Source organism: Robertkochia flava (assembly GCF_020166515.1).
Taxonomy (GTDB): Bacteria; Bacteroidota; Bacteroidia; order Flavobacteriales; family Flavobacteriaceae; genus Robertkochia; species Robertkochia flava.
This window is the reverse complement of record NZ_JAINZT010000007.1, coordinates 54260-76312: the sequence shown is the minus strand read 5'-3', so window position 1 is coordinate 76312 and position 22053 is coordinate 54260. Positions and strand designations below refer to the sequence as shown.

Sequence of the window (22053 nt, the reverse complement as noted above, 5' to 3'; positions counted from 1 at the left end):
CTGAAAAACACGAGGAAACTAATCGTATAAAAATGAATAGCACGAACTCCTATTTAGCTGCAAGATTACGCGAGGTCTATCTCGATGGGCGTTGGATCGCCAACACCAATTACAAAGAACAACTGGAAGGCCTGTCGTGGGAACAGGCCACCCGTAAGATCGGAGACCTCAACTCTATCGCGGCCCTGGTGTACCATATCAATTATTACCTGGAAGGGATCATGGAGGTTTTTGAAGGAGGCGAATTGACCATAAAAGACCAATACAGCTTTGACCTGCCCCGGTTAACCTCGGATGCGCAGTGGAGGCAATTGGTGAACACCTTCCTCTCTAATGCCGGAACATTTGCAGAACAGGTTGGGAACATCCCGGAATCGCAATGGTCGGAACCTTTTGTAGACGAGAAATACGGCGATTACCTCCGAAATATTGAAGGGGTCCTGGAGCACAGTTATTACCACCTGGGACAGATCACCCTGATCCGGAAAATGATTACCCCCTCGCATTAACCATGATAAAACAGATATTTTGATATGAGACCAATCCCTTTACTATTCCTGGTACTCACGATTATCCTTACCGGATGCCGACAGCAAGAACCCGGAAACGCACCGCAGAAAAATATGAACCAAAATAAATACGCACCGAAGCCTTATGTAAAGATCAAACACCCTGAATGGAGCAGGAATGCGGCCATCTATCAGCTCAACACCCGTCAGTTCTCTGAGGAGGGTACTTTTAATGCTGCAGCCGGCCAATTACCGAGGCTAAAGGAATTAGGGGTCGATATTATATGGCTGATGCCCATTCATGAGATCGGAGTGAAAAACAGGAAAGGATCGCTGGGCAGTCCCTATTCGGTTAAAGATTATTACAGCGTTAACCCTGAATTCGGAACCCTGGAAGATCTCAGGAGTTTTGTAAAAGCTGCCCACGATCTTGGCATGTATGTGATCCTCGATTGGGTAGCCAACCATACCGCCTGGGACAATATCCTGGTAAAAGAACATCCCGAATGGTACGAACGGGATTACAAAGGCGATTTCATGCCTACCCCCTGGTGGGACTGGTCGGATATCATCGACCTCGATTTCAGTGAACCCGGGGTTAGGGAATACATGACAGAAGCCATGAAATACTGGGTACAGGAAGTCGATATTGACGGTTACCGATGTGATGTCGCCGGATTTGTCCCGGTAGATTTCTGGAATGGACTGAGGAAGGAACTGGATGCTGTCAAGCCGGTTTTCATGCTTGCCGAATGGGAATCCCGTGACCTGCATGCCCAGGCCTTTGATATGACCTATGCCTGGAGCTGGAATGAAACTGTGCATAAGATCTGCATGGGACAGGCCGATGTGAACAGCCTCTTTATTTACTATTCATGGAACGAAAGTGCATTTCCCGAAAATGCATATCGCATGACCTTCGTAAGCAACCACGATAAAAATGCGTGGGAGGGTACCATGTGGGAACAATTTGGTGATGGTCTCGAAGCAGCTATTGTGCTATCGGTCGTGGGAGATGGGATGCCCCTGATCTATAACGGACAGGAAGCGGGAAATTCCAAACGGCTCAAGTTCTTTGAACGCGACCCTGTTAAATGGCAGGAACACCGGATCGGGCTATTGTATAAAGACCTGTTCGCCCTCATGAAAAAGAACCCTGCCCTTTGGCATGGCAAATGGGGAGGTACCATGATCAGGGGACCCAACTCTTCAGAGAAAGAAGTGCTGAGTTTTGTACGCCAAAATGAGAAAGACAAAGTATTCGCCGTTTTCAATTTTTCAGGAACTTCAAGAGAGGTAACCTTCCGGGAACCACTATACCACGGCACCTATACAGACTATTTCAACGGGGAAGCAGTTCGTTTTGATGAAACCACTGTCTTAAACCTTTCCGCCTGGGGCTACAGGGTGTTTGTGGCGGAATGATCAGATATTCAGCCAATAGCTCACCTTGAGGTTGATCGAACGGTTTTTGGGCATTATGGTATTTACGAAATAATTGTCGTTATACACCAGGAAAAGATCTGACAGGGGCGCAAAACGCCATTGCAAACGGGAATTGATCCCCAGGTTGTCCAGCTGGTTGCTGTACTGAAAAAGGGTCGACCAGAATACCGATTTGCTAAAGGTCACATTCACCCGGGGTACGATAAGCCAGATGTCTGCATCCGGATAGGGATCAGGCAGCTCGATATGGTTGTAGTTAACATCCACCGAAAAGAACATCCTGGGTTGTAAACGAAGGTTTAGTCCCCCTCTCAGGCTCAGCTGATCTCCATTGTAGAAACTCCCATAGCTGGGTTCGATGTTATAAGAAAATATTTTACGCCGGTCTGAGCGGTATTCCACTCCCAGGTTATTGTAATAATACCCCACATCCCCTGGTAATTCCTCGGCCCCGTCTGTTCCGGTGGGGTCAAAGGGTTCGGTAAGAAAGGTATATCGATTGGCAAGCCGCGCTGAAAAGCTGGACTGGTTGGTAAATTCCACATCCCAGGTACTGAAAATGGCGTAATCGGTATTCTGGAAATCCAGCCCCGGTCTCCAGATCACATTGGGATTTACCCTGAACTTGTAATTATTCACCTTTTCCCCGCGTTTCCAAATGGTGTATTCCGCAAAAGGCCGGGCCGAAACGATATCGGTTCGACGGATGAATCCGAGATCCGAACGAAAGTCGTCTCCTACATAATTTCCCCTTAAACCATAGGCAAAGTTCGTGGAGTTATGCCGGAGGTTTACCCCGGCCGAGTAGCTCTCATCACCAATATCGGTGGCAAAGGATTTATGGGCAAAGAATTTCCCCACCCAGCTGTTATCGGCAGAAGCCAGGTTGTAATCCAGCCCCACCACACGATTGTAGCGCTCTTCAGGTTGCAGGAAATCATACTCTTCGAAGGTCTGCCGGTTTACAAAAAGGAAACTCAGGTTGGACCGTGAAAACATTTTCTTTTGCAGGGCAATAACCGTATTGTTATTGGAAGCGATCTCATTCTCCACATCGTCTTCCGTAAGCACGTTCATGACCCCCATTCGCCAGTCTTCATTGATCTTCCCGCTAAGACGCACCCCGGCAACGATCGGATTCTCAATGGTTTCTCCATCAGCATTGGTTGCAATCCCGATACGGCGTGAGAAGAACGGGTTCATATCCCTTTCATCTCCAAAGGTACCAAACAGGTCGCTGTTGTCGATAAAGAACTGCCGGCGCTCCGGAAGTGACACCTCAAATCGCGACAGGTTAACAACCACATTATCGACCTCAACATTGGAAAAGTCCGGATTTATGGTCAGGTCCAGGTTCATCCCCCCGCCCACGGCGATCTTGGCATCTCCCCCGAATTTAAAATCCTCAAAACTCGAATTCGTTTCATAATCCTTACTAAAACGGGTATTTACATAGGGGATCAGGGCGATCGGAGTTCTGGAACGCTTCAGCGGCTTTTCAAAATGCATGTCCCCCATAAAGGCCAGGTTAAAAATGAGCTGATTCTGTGGAATTCGGTACCACGTACTCTGCTCATTTTCCTGCATATCGAAACGATAGCTATTAAAACGCCAGGTGGTCTCTCCATTTTTAAATTTCAGGGAACTCAACGGAATGGCGATCTCGGCCGTATAATAGTTTTTATACACGCGGGTTTCTCCCTGCCATTTGATATCCCATGTGGTGGTGAAACCGTTCAGGTCCGAACCCCCATTGGAGATCAGGGCCTCCCGTCGTACTCCCAGGGGATTGATCCCAAAGAGAAAGGCATTGGTACCGTCATTAAAAGTATCGAAGATCAGACTGATATTATCATTCCCTCCGGCCCGGAAATCACGCTGCAGGGACGGAATTATATAATTATCGCCCGGGGTCTGCATGGTAAGCCCCAGGTAAAGGGTTGTATCATCGAAAAGCATTTTAATATCGGTCTGCCGCTTTGCCAAAACACTATCGGTTGGGAAGTACTGCATAAAATCATGAGCGCTGTCGGCCGATTCCCATTCCTTTTCATCCAGAATACCATCGATCTTAAAGGCAGCCTGGGTATATTTCACAGTAAAAGATTTAGCGCCTTGCTGGGCGTTTACACCAAACACAAAAAGGAACAGGAATAGGGAGTAGAAATGCTTCATTGATCAGTTACAAGTAATTAAGGTGGTTTCAGGGTCGCTCAAAGTTAACGGATTATGTCGTTAAAGAAATGCTAAAAGTTCTGATCCGTCCTTTCCTTCCTGTGTTGGAATCCCCGATAGGCGCTCTCAAATATGCTTTGAATGAGAAACGAAAAGAGGATTTTTCTCAGAAAACAAATCATGGGGCCAATACAAGAAGGAAGGCCTTCTCCAAAAAACACCTGTAATCGCCCGGGCTTTCTTTATCTTTAAGAGTCCCTTAGGTTATCCTTAACTAATCCATGTTAATTGTCGGTTTTTAGCTACATTGTAGTAAATTGCAAAAGCAACACTCTTATAAAGAGCAGATTACAATTCGGGTGAAAAGAAAACCTTTTCTCCTCGCCGTAATGAAATGAACAGCAGCAGCACTCTGGATAATTAAGCATCCGGAATCGGGTAATAGCATCAGGCAAAAAAATATTATGGGTCAGACGGTTAAAAAATTTGGTACAGCACCGGTATTTTTCACGGCAATGTCTACCATTTTGGGAGCCATCCTCTTTCTGCGTTTTGGATTTGCAGTGGGTACGGTAGGTTTTATCGGAGTGATCTTCATATTGATTTTGGGTCATTTGGTGACCATTCCAACCTCCCTGGCCATTTCGGAACTCGCCACCAATAAAAGGGTTGAAGGTGGTGGTGAGTATTTTATCATTTCCAGATCCTTTGGTTTGAACATCGGAGCCACCATCGGGATCGCCCTGTATCTGTCGCAGGCCATAAGCGTGGCCTTTTATGTGATCGCCTTTACCGAAACCTTTCAGTTCCTTTTCGACTACATCCTGCAAGCGTATCATTTTACACTACCAAGGCAGGTGATAAGCATTCCAATGATGCTTCTTTTATCTGTATTGATTCTCCGAAAGGGTGCTAACCTGGGGGTAAAGGCCATTTATTTTGTAGTAGCCATACTGGCCACCTCCATCGTACTTTTTTTCCTGGGAAGCCCCGAAAGCAGCAATGAGGTGGGATTTAACCTTGCCAATGCAGAATTCAGAAACCCGGAGCAGTTCTACCTGGTTTTTGCCATTATTTTCCCGGCCTTTACCGGAATGACCGCCGGGGTTGGACTGTCTGGCGACCTGATCAATCCGGCAAGGTCCATTCCTTTTGGTACGGTAACAGCCACGATCCTGGGAATGATCATTTACTTTTTTATTTCCTTAAAACTTGCCAATTCCGCAGCCCCGGAAGTATTAGCCGGGAACCAGTTTGTGATGAGCGATATCGCCCTGTGGGGGTGGTTGTTTATCCCCCTGGGGCTCGCCGCATCCACCATTTCCTCTGCCCTGGGGTCGGTGATGGTGGCACCCCGCACCCTCCAGGCCCTGGCAAACGATAAGTCCTTACCCTTTAAAAGTTTTAACCACTGGCTGAGTCAATCCCGGAAAAAGGACGCCGAACCGGTGAATGCCTCCCTGGTAACCTGTATGATCGCACTGGTTTTTGTAGCCCTGGGAAATGTGGATATCGTGGCCCAGATCATTTCGATGTTCTTCATGATCACTTATGGTTCCCTCTGCCTGATCTCCTTCCTCAATCACTTTGGCTCGTCCCCATCCTACCGCCCCTCCTTTAAATCGAAATGGTATATTTCCCTGGCAGGGGCAATAACCTCGGTGTGGGTGATGTTCAAGATAAGTCCGGCATACAGCCTTCTGGCTTTTGCCGTAATGATCCTCCTGTACCTGTACATAAATCACATCCACAGAAGCAGAAAGGGCATCTCCTCTATTTTTACCAATACCATCTTTCAGATCAACAGAAACCTTCAGCTCTACCTCCAGAAAAGAAAGGTGGTAAGATCGACCACCGACTGGCGGCCGAGTGTGATCTGTTTATCTAAAAACTCCTTTCAGCGCGATAACGCATTTAAATTAACCAACTGGATCTCCTATAAATACGGCTTCGGCACCTATTTGCACAGGATAGAGGAATACTGCTCCAAGAATACGTTTGAGAGATCCCACGAGGAATTAAGGCGTTTGATTCATAATTACGGAGATGAAGGCCATGTGTATATAGACACCATCATTTCTCCATCCTACACCTCTGCCATAGCCCACGCTATTCAGATACCCAGTATTTCGGGAATGGAAAATAATATGCTGATACTGGAATACGACAAGGAAAACCCTGCAGAATTAAATGATATCATTGATAACTTTAAGCTGATCAATTCGGGGAATTTTGATGTTTGTATTCTCGCCTCGAGTCGCAAACCCGTTATTTACAAAAACGGGATCCACATTTGGATCAAAACCACCGATGCCGCCAATGCGAACCTCATGATCATTTTAAGTTTTATCCTCCTTGGGCACCCGGACTGGAAAAACTCGGACATCCGAATCTTCGATATCTGTAAACAGGATGAAATTGGAGAGGTAAAAAGGCAAATGAAGACCTGATCCAGAAGGGCCGACTGCCCATCACCTGGCAGAATATTAAAATCCTGGTGGAGGAGGAAGGGAAATCCTATAAATCCATAATCAATTCCAACTCTGCCAATGCCGGTTTAACCATCATTGGATTCCACGAAGACAGCCTCCGCCATTTGGGGGTGAATGCCTTTGAGGGATACGGCGACCTGGGAAGTATCCTGTTTGTAAACTCCTTTACCCAAAAACTGATCGAATGATCGGTTTTCCTTTTTAGAACGTCATTTCACCCGCCGCCTAAGCAGACGCTACTCCCAGGGGTGGAAATGGTATTCGATTAAATCACAATCATAGAAATAATCCGGAGTAACAATATTCAATTCTTTTCTTTCACTAAATTCTGAAATAATTTCAACAACATTATTGTTTAACTGGTAAACAACATTACTATTTCCCAATTTGTATAGAATATCTTCTTTTATTAATTTATTATTCTCCCAAATTATATTTGAATAAATATGTCCGTTTTCATCAAAAACGAAGAATCGAAAATATTTCTTTTTAATAACAACACCAGCATGCTCTTCTTCAAACTCCAAAGGCATTGAATAATAATATCCATTCTTTTTAATCATTTTTAATAAAGATGTATTTTTCTAATTCTAAAGAATAACCATTTTCAAATAACAGCTTTAATTCTTTCCCTAAGCCCGTTAGGTTTTCATATTCATTAGAATTAATCATTATTGATTTTAAATTTTTCTCTAATTCTGCTGCAGTTCTTATGACTGGAGAATTAAACTCATCTAAAATTCTAAATACCTTACTCAAATCCATAGGGTCCGTCCCGGCATAGATGGCATCTCCCCTTTCAATAGCGCGCAGCAGCCAGGGTTTATTGATGTCTTCCCAGAAATCGCGGGCATCCATAAATGCTGCATCACTCACATTCAGCACATTAAACCCGTTCTTCCGGCCTTCGAAATCCTGGTGTTTTAAATTTAAGAGAATTTCCTGAATAAAGCCTTTCATATCTCCCCCGCTTCCCCGACCGTTTGTGGCATAGTTCCCAATTACCGTAGTGCATTTTTCGGGGGAAGACGCAAGCGAGAGTCCGTTCGAAAAATTAAAGGTGACCCCTGAAGGCATTTCTGAGATCCCGAAATACCGCTTTACCGTTCTTAGAATATCCGCATAAGAATGTTGTTCCAGCACCCCGGTGTTTTCCACACCCCTGAAAAAAGCCACCACCTCTTTTTTTCTGACGTCCCCTACCAGGATCTCCCCGGTAGCTTCCAGGTGTTTTATATAATAATCTCCTGAGCGGTAATGCACGGCCTCCTCCGTTACATCTTCCCAAAACTCCAGGGCATCCCTCTCGCAGCGGTAACAATCCGGAAGGCTTTCCCAGGGTACCTCCAAAAGATTGTTCCATTGTCTTTTGATGAGCGGCTGATTTAACAGGCGCTTAATGGCCTCGGTATCGCGGAAATGGGAATACCCCACCTCCTCAATGCGCCGGGCCACTTTTTCATTCCCGGTAAGTACCGGGGTGAGCTGCAGTTCCCCGGATTCGATCTGATCCACGGGCTTGGTCGAAAACAAGAGGTCTTCACCTTCCAGCCGGGCCACTGTGGCAAAGCCATCAGGAAGACTTTCCCGGAAGATCCTGGCAGAAGAAAAGGGAATGGCTAGAGCCGCGTTATACATTACCGCGGCATCCATATCATTGCGCAGAGTGGCATACACCAGGCCGGTAAATTCCATTGCCGCCTCCCATCTCGGGTCAGGCACCAGGGCCAGCACATCCAGGGAGGTATACACCACATCGTCGGTCAGGATATAGGGATCAAAATCGTAAAAGTCGGCTTCGCCAAGGGGCGATGTACCGAACAGCATCTTCCATCGTTCGAAGTATTCTCCCTCTTTCCCTTACCCAAACCAGGCGTGTAATTTCTCCTTATCTGCCAGCAGTCCTTCCCTCAGGTTCCCAAGGCCCGAATTCCTGAACTCCCAAAATTCCCTGTTATTCTCCTGCAAGGCCCGGTGCTCTTCTTGAAGCGCGGTATTAATGGTATGGTTGAGCTCCGAAACGCTCTCTTCCCGCAGTTTCATATACCGCTCCGCAGCCACCTCACTGGCGGCATATTCCGCCTCCATCTCCCTTAATGCCCCTATAGACTGCTGCAATTCCTCTACCCTTTGCAGGTAAGGACTTTCATAAAACTCGGCTTTATAGATGAAGGGTAATCCGCGAACAAATTGTCCCTGCGCATTCCTAGATTCGGTCTTCAGGATCTCCTTATTGCCCCTGATGTAGAACCGGCTGATACCAAAGGGTTTCTCTAAAGCCGAAAATGTGGATATCACCAGGTCGGAGAGGCTCTTGAAATTTGTTGATTCCAGGCTTTGCGCAGGGATCAGGTCAGATCTGGAAAGCGACATGCCACTGTAAACACAGGATACCTCACCGCCAGGGGTACTTAATGTATTATAAGCCGCCAGGATGAGTACCGATCTTCCCTGTTGCAGTTCCGGCACACCTTCCATCAGGAGGCGGGCCAACTGCTTCACATCAGCCATCCTTTCCGGGCCATCCCTGGGGTGGGCCATCACATAGAAGTTTATACCGGTAAGCGATGTAAGCAGGAATAACTTGTCTTCCAGCACCTGTTCCTGTTCTCCCAGGGTTTCTTCCTCAAAATTGATCAGGTGGTAAAATTCTCCTTTGGGCATTCCTGTCCGTTCTCCCAGGGTTGCTCTACGCCGATGGGCCGCCTGGAGCAGATGCTTTAGCTGTTCGATCTCTTCAGGAGTCGGTTCCAGGTCTTCTGAAGCCTCACAAACGGCTTTTAAAAACAGGTTCTCTGCCTGCACCGCTCCATCACAGGGAATACGGGCAACGAATTCAATCCCCGGGTCCGAGTCAAGCTCCATTCCTTCCAGGCCGGTTTTCACCCGGTAATACGGTGCCTTGAAATACCTGTTATAGCCACATCCTCCGCTATACTGAAAAAGGTAGACCTCAGCATCATCTTCAATATCCCTTACCGTTGTTACCGGATACGCTGCTCCAGACCCGTCGAAATACCCCTCGAAACCCGATCCGCCCATTCGGGCATGGTAATAGGTTCCGTTCACTTTAAACCCGGGAACGGCACCTTCAACCACCCCTTCTACCCGGTCGCTGCTGATGACCCTGGTTTCCGGAATCCGGAAGGGTTTCCAGTCGGGAGTGAACCAGGTCTTCCCTCCTATTTCCCTGGTATCGTCCCGGTCAAACCAATGCAGGGTTAAGCCATTGTCATTGATCACCTTCCAATCGCGGTAGGTGAGTTCCACCCCTGGCCCCTGGTTCATGAGCAATCCGGTGGCTCCCGGGTCTTCGGGGTGTTGCAGGCCAAAGATCCCGTGTCCGATCTCATGGAGGGCTATGGTTGCCGCATCCGGCTTATGTTCGGAGTCTCCCCGGGCGAATACATACCCCCACTGCCGGCCCGGAGGCATGAACCCGGCAATACCTGCTGTAGTGGAGATGGCTCCCTGGAGGAAAAAGAGGTGGTAGTCTTCAGGCTCTGAAAAAAGTCCGGACACCATAAAATGCCGCTGAAAATCACGGAATTCAGGGGGATAATCGGCCAGCAGGCCACTCCCGGGATAATCCAAAAGTCCATTGCGTTCCTGGCTATCCCACAAGGCGGGATCCGGCACAAAAGTCCCCGAATCATGCAGCCTGAAGTCGATCCCGATTGGGCCGTAAACCGACTTCAGCATGGATTCCAGGTGCTCCGGTACGGCCCCATGGCCTGCTCCGGTGACACTTAAGCCTATTTCCCGGTGGGCCTGCAAATGGTGGAGGTAGAACATCCCGATAACCTCATATTTTTCCTCCTCTTTCATCGGATAGCATAGCAAAACCTGTTCTTCCAGGGTATCGGCCAATCCCCGGAGCCGGATGGTCAGGATCTGTCCGTCTTCTAAAAAGGAAAAAGCGATCTTTCGCCCTTCCATGGTCTTAACCACCAGGCTGTCTGCATGAAACGAAGACCGCTTAACCTCCAATGCTGCGTAAAAAACCTCTTCCCTGCCTGAGATCACCGCCTTGTGTACCGGGAAATAGTCTTCTCCCCGGGTATCAGAAATCCCGGGGTATACGGCCTTTTTCCACTCCCGGTTGACCTCATCCATGGCGTACCGGCTTTCAGGCCCGAGATAAAACCTGGCATTTATCCCCTCCGGGGCAAGGGTTGTTACCTCTGCTTGCCCCTGAGAGTTGTAGATCACCCCCTCCGTATTAACAGCAGTCACCGGACCTCCCGGTGCTCCCTCTCCCACCTGCAGGACCTCCCCGTTGGCATCCACCTGCCACTGATCTCCAGATGCATCGGTAATGAGTACCGTATCTCCCTGGTCATGATCTATCTCGGTGATACTGCCATCCGGAGCCGTTATGAGAATCCTGCCATCCTCAACACTGATGGCCTCCGCGGTGATCTCAAAATCCAGGGGGGCTAACAGGTGATCATCATCCCCGAAAATCGCATCAGCAATGTCTTCCGCCACATCGGCCGCCTGATCGATATCCAGCATGTTTCTCCAGTTCCTGTCGTACTCCGTCCTGACCTCCCCGGAAGCGAGTTGCCGGTCCCTGTTGATGTAAACATTCGTGAAACGCACCCCTACCCTGATGTTGGCCAGGTAAGGAATACCCACCACCCCCTTACCGGAGAACCTGCCGTCTGCACCCTTTACCTCGGTTACGGTGATCAGAAAATCACCGGCCCTGAACTGCTCCCCAACGGCCAGCCTGGGCAGGGGAAACTGTGCCTTTACGTTCATCTCCGGTGCAATACCACAGTCATACAGGTCGCTTAACTGGTTCGAACTCCCGGTAGTAAGAAACCCGGAAGCGCTGTATGCGGATTCCTGTAATTCACATTGCTTTAAGACCTGGTATTCGTATTCCGTTGCTGCCTCAAGCCCCCACAGGGTAAGCTGATTAAGGGTGGTCCTGCTGTAAAACCATTGGTTATCCTCCCCGCTTTTCCGGTAGCGTATAACGTAGTACGCCAGATCAAAGGAAGCATCCGACCATGAAATATTTGCCTGGTTTTTTCCCTTCACCTCATGGGAGATCGCAAGTGGCATTTTACAGGTTTCCACATAATCAAACCAAAAGATCTCGCTGCGCCCGTTATTGGTATAACTACCTCCCGTAAAATTATCATTATCGGGCAGCACACGTACCTGCCAGGCATACCTCCGGTTCGGGATAAGTGGAGTGGCCTGATGGTCATATCGCAACTGGGTATGCGTTGTGGTAGTTTCAAATATGGGGGGCGATGCCATAAATGCTGCCTGGGGATCCTGGTGAACATCCCAAACCTCAACCAGGGAAAAATGATAGGAAAACATCCCCCCATTGCTATGCCTGGGAGCCCATTGAAACATCAGGGATTGCGGTAAAACGGAAGTGATGGCAGCCCCCTTTTCCGGAAAGATCAGCAAGGGAGGTTCATTGCGGGTTAGGTAGACCTGTTTGCATACCGTGTTGGAGAGCTTGCGCTGACTCAAAACATCAATAACTTCCACACAGATCTCATAAGTCCCTTCCGGAAGCAGGTCGGTATATCCCACCTGGTTATTTCCCGATAGATTCCCCGGGGTAAATCCGGAGGATATCAAGGCCTCTGGAACCGTAAAAAGGATACCACTTTCCAGGGTCAGCGACCTGGTAGTCAATTGTGGCCTGGTTTCCACAAAAATGCCCTCCCCCCTCAGAGAATAGCTTAAAGTAACGCTTCTTTGGTCTATACTGAGGTCGTTGAGTAACAGATGAACCTGAACAGGATAAGGCGAAGATCCAAATCCTCCGAGGTCGCTCAGTCTTTGCAGATGAACCGGTTGTACCCTGAGGTCTGCTGTGACGGGAAATACCTGGGCACGGACTGCAACCGCCAACAGGATGAATAAAATTAAAAAACATACTTTTTTCATAAGCCACTTAATTTTCCGGGGGATAACGCAATTCAACTTTTTGGTCAGGGGTGTATTTCAGAGACCACCGGTAGAAGTGATCGATCAGGCTGGTTTCCATGACTTCCATGATGTTTTCGGGGGAAGTGTTCTTACTGATGGTTTTAAAATACCGCCCAAGATGGGCATCCATATACGTGCGAATCATGGGTGGGTTCTTTCGATCCAACCCAATACCTGTGTAGGTATTGAATTCCCGCTCCAGCCAACGGTGTGCTTTGAGCCTTCGGGTGCATTCTTCAAGAACCGCTTTCGGATCGTGTACCCATTCCCTTTCTTCTTCCCGGTCATGAAAGGCGTGATAGCTGGTCACATAACGGCGTTCCAGTTCACGATCGGTCCTTTTCATATCGTGGATGATCTTTCTGATGGTCTTATCGGCATAGGTGTAGTAATCCATCAGTATATCGCCATAGTCATAGAGTACCTTCAGGTAATTCAGGGCGTGTATTTTATACCCCGCTCTTTTCTCCTGCTCCAGGTACCGTTGGCGCAATACCTCCAGATCGTGCTGAACCGTAGGAGGCAGTTTTTTAAACTGTGGCATTTGGCTTACCAGGGCGATCTGCCGGTTCACCTCCGGCAGGGTACCCGAATAGGATACATTGCGATACCTGAAACTCACCCTTACCGGGGTTTGGTCCCGTACCCCGGATTTAGGATCCAGATGAATCCTCAGGTTGTCAAAGGTGTACTGGTAATATATTTGCAGGGTCAGGTCATGAGACCTCATCGCCCCCGGATCGCGGTGTTGAAAAAGCCCTGAAATTCTGAAGGCATGATCAGGATGTATCTGGTAGGTGCCATTGATACGGGTATTAAAGACCCTGGTATTTGTTTCAGACCTGCTTTTGCTGCTGTTATAGGAAAATGAAACCGCGGTACGGAGTTTTTCAGAAAAGAAATGTTTCCCCAGGTCCAGGCCCGGGCCCCATATAAAATAGGTGTCCTGTGAGCTCAGATTCAAAGCGCTATTACAGTTTACTGTATAACTCCATCCGGAAGATGCCAGCCGGGAATGATAGGAGAGGTTTCCCTGAAGGAATTGATTCCTGTCTTCGGGTATTGCTCCGGTACCGCCTTCATTTCGGTTCTCCTGGTAGCCCGAGTAAAAGGAAACAGACCTGGTATTCCCCTCATCACCTTCCAACCTGTAGTTCATTGAAAGCGAAGCCTGAGCCGAAAGTTGACGGTAATTCAGGGTGTCCGGCATTTCAAGTTCATTTACCTGGTTGATCTTATCAAATTGATTCCTGGAATTGGTGAAACTCCTGAAATTAGAATACGCCCCCTGCATGGAAAGACGCTTGCCCGCATTAACCTGAAGGGAAACGGCATGCACATGACGTTGTAACTCCTGTTTCTTTGCCTTATCCAGGTTATCCCTTTGTATTCCCGACCGTAGGCTGAGATGCACCTTCCCGCTAAAAAGGGATTGTGTCACAGAGGCACTGATATTTTCCAGGTCGGCATTGAAATAGTAGGCCCCGAACGTCCGGTATCCGGGGTCAATGCGCTCATAAATCAAGGAGAGATTCCCATGAAATGCAGGATAAGCCAGGTTGAACTTCATAGCCTTAAAACCGGAAGGAGCTGCTAAAGAGAGACTGTCATTTTCCTGGGATATACCATACTTCTTGAGCTCATCGGACTTCACGGTTATCTGAGAGTTTGCCAGATCAAACATGAGTGTTCCCTTGCCAGGTGTCGGGAATCGGCCCTGTAACCCGATCACAAGGTTGTGTTCGGGAAAGGGGTAATTAAGCAGATCGCCGGAAATCCCTTTGGGCAACAGATCGGCTGCTGAAAAGACATTTCCTTTGAGCTGCCAGGTTCCCCGGTCATAGCCCAGCTGCAAACCATACCCTTTTCGCTTGAGGACAGGTACCCCGGAGGGCTCCTCCGCATTATAGGCCTTTGACTTAAGCAACCTTCCGTACATTAAGGCAATACTCCAGTGCTTTTCTGTTTGCCACTCCAGCCCTGCCCCCGTAAACTGATGTCCGTTGAGGGTATAGGGGGTAAAGCTCATAGCCGCATCGCCAAGATGGAGCCTCAGGCCCTTATAGGAAGGATGTAAACTGAAACGGTTAAGCTTAACGGGAGAGGGCATCCGGAATTCCTGATCGCTATACGCAAAGGCCAGAGGAAGGTGGTAAATACCTGCAAAAGTAAAATTAAGACTTCCGGTGATCATATATGAAAAGGGATCACGGGGTGCTCCCCCGTCGTACCACAGCCCCATAGCACTTACCCTACCCTGGTAGCGCAGCCAGCGATCCTTACCAAAATCCTCGAGCCGGAAATGCTGCCCGGATATACCCTGATGAAAGCTCAGAAGAACCACATTTAGAATCAGTATTCGCTTCATATGGGAATTCCCCGGGGTATGGAGAATTACCTTAAATATAGAAAATATTCTATATTATTATTGTAAAACCCTTATTTATTTTGCTGATTATCGGGTGATTAACATAATATCATGTCATAATCAGCAAATAACCCCCGGATAAACAATCAGACCTGTAGGAGTAACAATAAGAACTCCTTAACAGTTTTAAACTGTAATATTTAGTAGCTTTAAAATATCAATCAAAACCAATCAAACCCTCCGCTACATGGGTACGCCCATCAGGGAAAGCAAAGACGAACAGTTTCTTCACAGGCTGGAACAGCTGGTTAAAGCACATCTTGAAGAAGAAGACTTCGGAGTTAATGAACTCGCCGGGGCTGCAGGGTACAGCCGTTCACAATTACACCGGAAGGTAAAATCGCTGTTGGGCCATTCGGCCAGTGTTTTCATAAGAAGAGTTCGGTTAACTGAAGCTTTGGAGATGCTGAAGCACGACGAAGCCACTACCTCTGAGATCGCTTACCGCGTAGGGTTTCACAGCCCTTCTTACTTCCACCGATGTTTCCATCGTTATTACGGTATGACCCCCGGGGCATTTAAGGAAAGCTACCTCAGCAATCCCGATATGACGCTTCCGAATTCGGAAGGTATAAGGGTCAAACCCACAGGATCTTCTAAAAACCGGGAGGTTCCTAAATTCTTGTTACGGCCTGCGACATGGATTGCTGTGGCGGCAGCGGTGATTATCGGCCTGGTCATTTTCAGGCTTTCCCCTTTGCAGGAAGCAGCACTTCCCGGGCAACCATCCATAGCCGTACTCCCTTTTTCCAATATGGGCAATAATGAAAACACCCGTTTTTTTGCAGACGGTATGATGGACGACCTCTTGCATCGCCTTTCCAAAGTAAGCGACATCCGGGTGATCTCCCGGACCTCGTCGGAGGTTTACAGGAACCGGGGGGACCATTCCCTGAGTGAGATCGCCGATGAACTTGGGGTACAGTACATCGTGGAGGGCAGCGTACAGCGCTACGACAATCAGGCCCGTATCAACATCAAACTAATAGACGCTTCCAAAGACCAGACCATCTGGAGCAGGAATTACGACCGGCGCATCACCGACCTGTTTGCCGTACAGAGCGAGATCGCCCTGAATATTGCTACAGAAGTGCACCAGCTGCTTACCGACGTCCAGGCAGCTTCTTTGCAGGGGCAGCAAACCGAAAACCTGAAGGCCTTTGAAATGTATTCATTAGGAACCTTTGAACTCAAAAAACGAACCGGTGCGGGATACGTGCGGGCCCTCAATTATTTTCAGGAGGCCATAAATGAGGATCCCACCTATGGAAAGGCCTATACCGGGCTGGCGGAAACCTATTTCCTGATGGGACTGGAGAACGAGATCGAAAACGAGCGGGCCAGGAACCTCGCCGTATCCCTGGCTGAAAAAGCCCTGGAAAGTGATCCCGGGCTTGCCGAGGCAAAAACCCTGCTGGCTGCCATTTATGGTTTTATGGATAAGAACTGGACCCTGGCCGACCGCACCTTTGAAGAAAGCATCCGCATCAACCCCAACCTATCCCAAAGTTATATGTATCACGCCAACCTGAAATGGATCCTTGGGGACACCCTTAAGGCAAGGCAACAGATGAACAAAGCCTTAGAGCTGGACCCCCTTTCCTATACTGTTAGGTACCATAGTGCCAGGTTGTATTTTCAGAACGGACAAATGGACCTTGCCCTTCAGGAAAGTGAAAGGTGCAGGGAAATCCTCCCGGAACACGGATGGAGTCACTGGCTGAGTTTTAAGGTACATACCCTGGAACATCGCCAGCAGGAAGCACTTCGATCCTTTAAGACTTTCGGGGAGCTAAGTGGGGAATTCCATCCCGTGAAAGCCGATTCGGCCTTTGCCGCCGCCGGTACCAACGGCTTGTTGCAACTGCGTATAAAACGCTGTCAGAACATCATCGAACAGGCAGAGTGTTACGCGATGCTTTCACAAGATGATAAAGCGTTGAACCTGCTGCAAACCGGTCTCGAAACAGGAGTGCTTCCTCCGGACCTGGCCGGCAATTACCATTTCAGTGCATACAAAAACAGAACCGATTTCCGCAATATCCTTCGCGACCTCCAACTTCCTCCTTCCACACTCCAACCCTGATTTCCATACAACATAATTGCAGTGTGCAACATAGGTACACCCCGTGATTGCAACCTTTTACCACATAGCTGCTTATTGTCCCCTGCTTCCTTTTCGCATCTTCGTAAGGATCAATTCCACGATCACAAAAAACATTCATTAATCAAAAATCACCATCATGAAAACTTTTAATTTAAACCGCCTGTTCACACTGTTGTGTATCGCAGGACTGCTGCTTTCCTGCAGCAATGACGACGTAGACGATTTAACCGGAACTCCACCTACTCCCCGTAATCTTAATGAGCCCTTAAATGATGCTCCTACCCCGGTAGACCTGAGTTTTACAGCAAACCTGAACTCCCTTTCCCAGGATCAGGGGTGCGGGGGAGGCAATTTTCTCTTCCAGCACAGTGGACAAGGCTCCAGTGCGGTCCTTGGAAATTATTCGGTAGATATCTCCTACTGCGGGGTGCCACAAACAGCGGGAATCTCAGGGATCGAGATCATTATAGAGGATGCCAGCGGAAACCAGCTATTCCTGCGGGAAAAAGATGAGAACGCTTCTAATGATAATGAGGGAAATTCGTTCGTTAATAACTCGGGAGTCACCGATACCAACTTCCCCGGAAACGGCGTCTTAAACGAAGACAACGACCTGCTTCAGCTGGAGATTACAGGAGGTACCGGGCAATACAGCAGTGCCGAAGGGTCATTCACCACCAGGCTGGGCACCGGCTTTCAGGCAGGGGCTTCCATGACGCGCTTTTCACTGAACGGAATAATTTCCGGAATATAAAACAGATCGTGGTTGGTTAGATCTTGAAAACCGGGTACCCCTCTATGGGGGCCCGGTTTTCTGTGATCAGTATGTATTAACGGTGCATTTTTCCCATGACCGTATCCTGGTGGGAGATGGAATTGTTGAGATTTACCGCAGTTTCAATAAGAGCCAGGTGAGAATACGCTTGCGGAAAATTACCGAGAAGGCGTTTGGTCTTAAAATCGATATCCTCACTAAAAAGCCCCAGGTGGTTGCTGTAAGAGAGTAACTTCTCAAAATACGCTACCGCCCTGTCAGTCTCCCCGATCTTATTCAGGGCATTGATAAACCAGAAAGTACATATGGTAAAAGAAGAAGAGGGCAAACCGAAATCGTCCTTATTCTTGTACCTGTACAGCAATCCGTCAAAACTCAGTTCTCTTTCTATGGCGTGAACGGTGTCTACGTATTTAGGGTCCATCGCATCGATAAATCCATAGGGTTCCATAAGCAATACCGAGGCATCGAGGTCTTCAGATCCATAGCTTTGCGTAAAAGCTCCGGCTTCCTCATTCCACGCATTTTTAAGGATATCCTCCTTAATGGTCTCTGCCAGTTGAAGCCACCGACCTCTTCTCCTGTATTTCCCTAACAGATCAGCTACCTTAAGAGCCTTGTCTACCGCCACCCAGCAAAGCACCTTTGAAAACGTAAAATGCCTTTCTTCAGTACGAAATTCCCAGATTCCCTTATCCGGTTCCTTCCAGTGCCTGTTCACCACCCAGACGATACCCTTGGTGATCGCCCAGAGTTCTTCACTGTTTTCTATGTCGTTCTTGAATTTTGCTACCTGTTCATAGATCACATCCATCAGGATTCCGTAGATATCATTTTGCCGCTGCTCATAGGCCGCATTACCGATACGTACCGGACGCGAATTCTTGTACCCCTTCAGGTGATCGAGGGTTTCCTCGGTAAGCATCTTTTCCTTATTGATACCGTACATGATCTGCAATTTCTCATCCTTATCGGGAACCAGGTCTATGATGAACTGCAGGTACCTGCGGGCGATATTCTTATGTCCCAGTTCCGAAACCACCTTGATCACCATGCTGGCATCCCGTATCCAGCAAAAGCGATAATCCCAGTTTCTCACCTCCCCGATGGTTTCCGGAAGGGAGGTTGTGGCGGCAGCCAGTACTGCCCCTGACTTATCATAGCTGAGCATTTTCAGGGTAAGGGCACTTCTGGAAATATAATCGTTGTATTTATCGTAGGAGGGGGTTCGTTCCATCCAGTTCAGCCAGTATACCATGGTGCGCGACAATTCCAGGTGGGCCCTTTCTGTAGTGGGCGGAAAGATCTTTTCATTATATCCCATGGTAAAGAACCCGTCTGAATGCAGGATGATCTCCTCTCCTTGCACCACCTTAGTCTTGTCGAAATTCGTGTAGAGAAAAAGCGTGTCGTATTTTTCCTTATCTGTAAGGCTCTCCACAAATTCGTCTTTTATATAGGTAGAGGTGGTCCCTTTGGCATATTCCAGCTTGGGATCATACTTTACCCTGAATTTTGGTTTCCCGCTTATGTGCTTGATATACCTCACGATATCAGGCGGGGTGTAATGGCTGCCGATCTCTTCTTTATACCTCGGCATAAAGTCGCGTACCTCAAAACAGTCTTTCCCATTGGTAAAGCGGGTAATGAGAATATTGGTATTTCTCATGTACTCCTGGGAGATCCTGTATTTTTCTGAAACTTTAAACCCGAAGCTGCCCCCGATCTCATCATCCAGCAATTTTGCAAAAACCGAAGGAGAGTCAAATTCCGGTAAGCATGCCCAGTGAATCGATCCGTCCCTCGAGACCAGTGCCGCACTGCGGCAATTCCCTATTATTCCGTAGTCAAGATTGTCCATTAATTCCTATTATATTTCAAATAACCGTCATTAAATCATTAAATTACCAAAAAAATAGGGATTTATCGCGTATTATGAGTAAAACCATTATTGTTTCCAACCGACTGCCGCTTCAGGTAAAACTTCAGGATGAACAACTTCAGATCACCCCCAGTGTTGGTGGACTGGCCACCGGGATGAAATCTGTACACTCCGAAGGTAATGGCCTTTGGATCGGCTGGTCCGGGTTAACCGAGGAAGAACTGAACGACCAGCTCAAAGAGGAGGTCAAAGTAGCGGTGAGAAAAGAAAAATGTGCTACGGTACCCCTCACCGGGGAAGACATCGATAAATTCTATTTTGGATTCAGCAACCGGACCCTTTGGCCCCTGTTCCATTATTTTATGGAGTATACCGAATTTGAAAAAGACTATTGGGATTCGTATAAAACCGTAAATGAAAAATTTGCAAAAGTTGTGCTGGACCATGCAGAAGACGGCGATACCATCTGGGTTCACGACTACCAGCTCCTTCTGTTGCCAAAATTGATCAGGGAATCAAAACCCGATATATCCATAGGGTTCTTCCTCCATATCCCTTTTCCTTCATACGAGATCTTCAGAACCTTCCCCTGGCGGGAAGAGGTCCTGGAGGGCATGCTGGGTTCCGATCTTCTCGGTTTCCACACCTATGATTACGAACGGCATTTCCTGAGTTCTGTTAAAAGGATCCTGCGACTGGAGGTTAATTTCAACGAGATCGTTTACAAGGATCGTATCATAAAGGTCGATTCTTTTCCTATGGGAATTGATTATGACAAATTCCACGAGGCGGCCAGGGAACACCTGGAAAAATCGCCTTCGGAACGGTCCGACCTCCAAAGACGCCTCGACGATCATATTCAGACAGATGAAGACACCAAACTTATCCTCTCCATAGACCGGATGGATTATACCAAGGGAATTCCGAACAGGATCCGAGCCTTTGAGTATTTCTTAAACAAATACCCCCAATTCAAGCAAAAGGTACGCCTGGTGATGCTTGCTGTACCCTCCCGATCCAACGTACCCCAATATCAATTGCTAAAGAAGGAAACCGATGAGCTGGTAGGGCGTATTAACGGGCAGTTTGCCACTGTAAGCTGGACACCTATCTGGTACTTTTACCGCTCGCTCCCCTTTCATAACCTCATCGACCTCTATACCTCTTCTGATGTGGCCCTTATCACCCCGGTACGGGATGGAATGAATCTTGTAGCCAAGGAATACATCGCTACAAGGGTAAAGAAAGACGGGGTCCTTATTCTTAGCGAAATGGCGGGAGCGGCCCAGGAAATGAACGAAGCCCTCCTCATCAATCCCAATAATTTTGAAGATCTGGCAGACAGTATCAAACAGGCACTGGAAATGCCCGTTAAAGAACAGAAAAAACGCAATAAGGTACTCCAGAAAAGACTGCGCAGGTATAGCATCGACAAATGGGCTGCAGAATTTTTCAGGTCGCTTAAGGCCACTCAAAATCTTGGACAGGTCATAGTGGCCCAGCGTATGAGCCAGGAAACGGAACAAAAAATGCTGGGCGAATTCAAGTCCGCCAACCGGTCGCTAATGATGCTGGACTACGATGGTACCCTCACCGGGTTCAGGGATAATCCTGAGGATGCCGGTCCGGATGAGCGCCTGATCGCCCTTTTGAAAAAGATCCATGAGATCCCGGGTAACGATATGGTCATCATTAGCGGGCGCGACCGAAAAACCCTGGAAAAATGGTTCGGGAAATACGGGTTTACCATGATCACCGACCACGGAGTTTGGCTGCATACTGCCGAAAAAGGATGGGAATCCCTGGAACGAATCCGAACCGAATGGATGGAAAACATCAGGCCCATCCTGGAAACTTTCGTAGACCGCACCCCGGGGACCTTTATCGAAGAAAAAAATTATTCCCTGGCCTGGCATTACCGCAAGGCCGACCCCGAACTGGCCGAAATCAGGGTGATGGAACTCAATACTGTATTAACCAGCCTGATCTCCAACAATGAACTCAGCGTCCTGAAAGGCAATAAGGTCACCGAAATCAAAAGCAGTAATGTGAATAAGGGACGAGCTTTATCCCGACTACTCTCGCAGAACGACACCTATGATTTTCTCTTCGCTATTGGAGACGACTGGACAGACGAGTATATGTTTGAAGAGATGCCCGAAGACGCATATACGGTTAAAGTGGGCTATCAGAAAACCAAAGCCAGGTACTATGTGCGCACCAACGAACAGGTACACCAACTGCTGGAGAAGTTTCCCGGAATAAGATAAAC

Annotated in this window: 13 protein-coding genes; 7 read left to right on the top strand and 6 right to left on the bottom strand. The window is 48.0% G+C overall.

Annotated features, from left to right (window positions below; genetic code table 11):
- Nucleotides 1-32 precede the first annotated feature (32 nt).
- Complete coding sequence (locus K7R11_RS11510) at nt 33-509, top strand: DinB family protein (RefSeq protein ID WP_224490888.1); 477 nt, start codon at nt 33-35, stop codon at nt 507-509.
- Between the two features lie 24 nt (nt 510-533).
- Nucleotides 534-1934, top strand: a complete 1401-nt coding sequence (locus K7R11_RS11505; protein ID WP_224490887.1) for an alpha-amylase family glycosyl hydrolase — start codon at nt 534-536, stop codon at nt 1932-1934.
- Here the strand turns inward: K7R11_RS11505 and K7R11_RS11500 are convergent, their stop codons facing one another.
- Nucleotides 1935-4052, bottom strand: a complete 2118-nt coding sequence (locus K7R11_RS11500) for a DUF5916 domain-containing protein (RefSeq protein ID WP_224490886.1) — start codon at nt 4050-4052, stop codon at nt 1935-1937.
- Nucleotides 4053-4594: 542 nt separating this feature from the next.
- Between K7R11_RS11500 and K7R11_RS11495 the strand changes: the two genes are divergently transcribed.
- Complete coding sequence (locus K7R11_RS11495; RefSeq protein WP_224490885.1) at nt 4595-6580, top strand: amino acid permease; 1986 nt, start codon at nt 4595-4597, stop codon at nt 6578-6580.
- A gap of 47 nt (nt 6581-6627) precedes the next feature.
- Nucleotides 6628-6810, top strand: a complete 183-nt coding sequence (locus K7R11_RS11490) for a hypothetical protein (RefSeq protein WP_224490884.1) — start codon at nt 6628-6630, stop codon at nt 6808-6810.
- A 48-nt stretch (nt 6811-6858) separates the two neighbouring features.
- Here the strand turns inward: K7R11_RS11490 and K7R11_RS11485 are convergent, their stop codons facing one another.
- The 4 genes from K7R11_RS11485 to K7R11_RS11470 are packed head-to-tail and all read right to left on the bottom strand — an operon-like array spanning nt 6859 to nt 14957.
- Complete coding sequence (locus K7R11_RS11485) at nt 6859-7185, bottom strand: hypothetical protein (RefSeq protein WP_224490883.1); 327 nt, start codon at nt 7183-7185, stop codon at nt 6859-6861.
- A complete protein-coding gene (locus tag K7R11_RS11480; RefSeq protein WP_224490882.1) occupies nt 7178-8449 on the bottom strand; it encodes a hypothetical protein in 1272 nt (423 codons plus the stop codon). Before K7R11_RS11480 ends, K7R11_RS11485 begins: the two co-directional genes overlap by 8 nt.
- A 33-nt stretch (nt 8450-8482) precedes the next feature.
- On the bottom strand, nt 8483-12547 hold the full coding sequence (locus K7R11_RS11475; protein ID WP_224490881.1) for a fibronectin type III domain-containing protein: 4065 nt from the start codon (nt 12545-12547) through the stop codon (nt 8483-8485).
- 7 nt (nt 12548-12554) lie between these two features.
- Nucleotides 12555-14957: a TonB-dependent receptor gene (locus K7R11_RS11470; protein ID WP_224490880.1), complete on the bottom strand. Its 2403-nt coding sequence runs from the start codon at nt 14955-14957 to the stop codon at nt 12555-12557.
- Nucleotides 14958-15204: 247 nt separating this feature from the next.
- Here K7R11_RS11470 and K7R11_RS11465 point away from each other — a divergent pair, with 247 nt between their 5' ends.
- On the top strand, nt 15205-17103 hold the full coding sequence (locus K7R11_RS11465) for a helix-turn-helix domain-containing protein (RefSeq protein ID WP_224490879.1): 1899 nt from the start codon (nt 15205-15207) through the stop codon (nt 17101-17103).
- Between the two features lie 157 nt (nt 17104-17260).
- Entirely contained in the window at nt 17261-17878 is a 618-nt protein-coding gene (locus tag K7R11_RS11460) for a hypothetical protein (RefSeq protein WP_224490878.1), read from the top strand.
- Between the two features lie 76 nt (nt 17879-17954).
- Here the strand turns inward: K7R11_RS11460 and K7R11_RS11455 are convergent, their stop codons facing one another.
- Nucleotides 17955-19760, bottom strand: a complete 1806-nt coding sequence (locus tag K7R11_RS11455; protein WP_224490877.1) for a glycoside hydrolase family 15 protein — start codon at nt 19758-19760, stop codon at nt 17955-17957.
- Nucleotides 19761-19834: 74 nt separating this feature from the next.
- Between K7R11_RS11455 and K7R11_RS11450 the strand changes: the two genes are divergently transcribed.
- On the top strand, nt 19835-22051 hold the full coding sequence (locus tag K7R11_RS11450) for a bifunctional alpha,alpha-trehalose-phosphate synthase (UDP-forming)/trehalose-phosphatase (RefSeq protein ID WP_224490876.1): 2217 nt from the start codon (nt 19835-19837) through the stop codon (nt 22049-22051).
- The last annotated feature ends 2 nt before the right edge of the window (nt 22052-22053 follow it).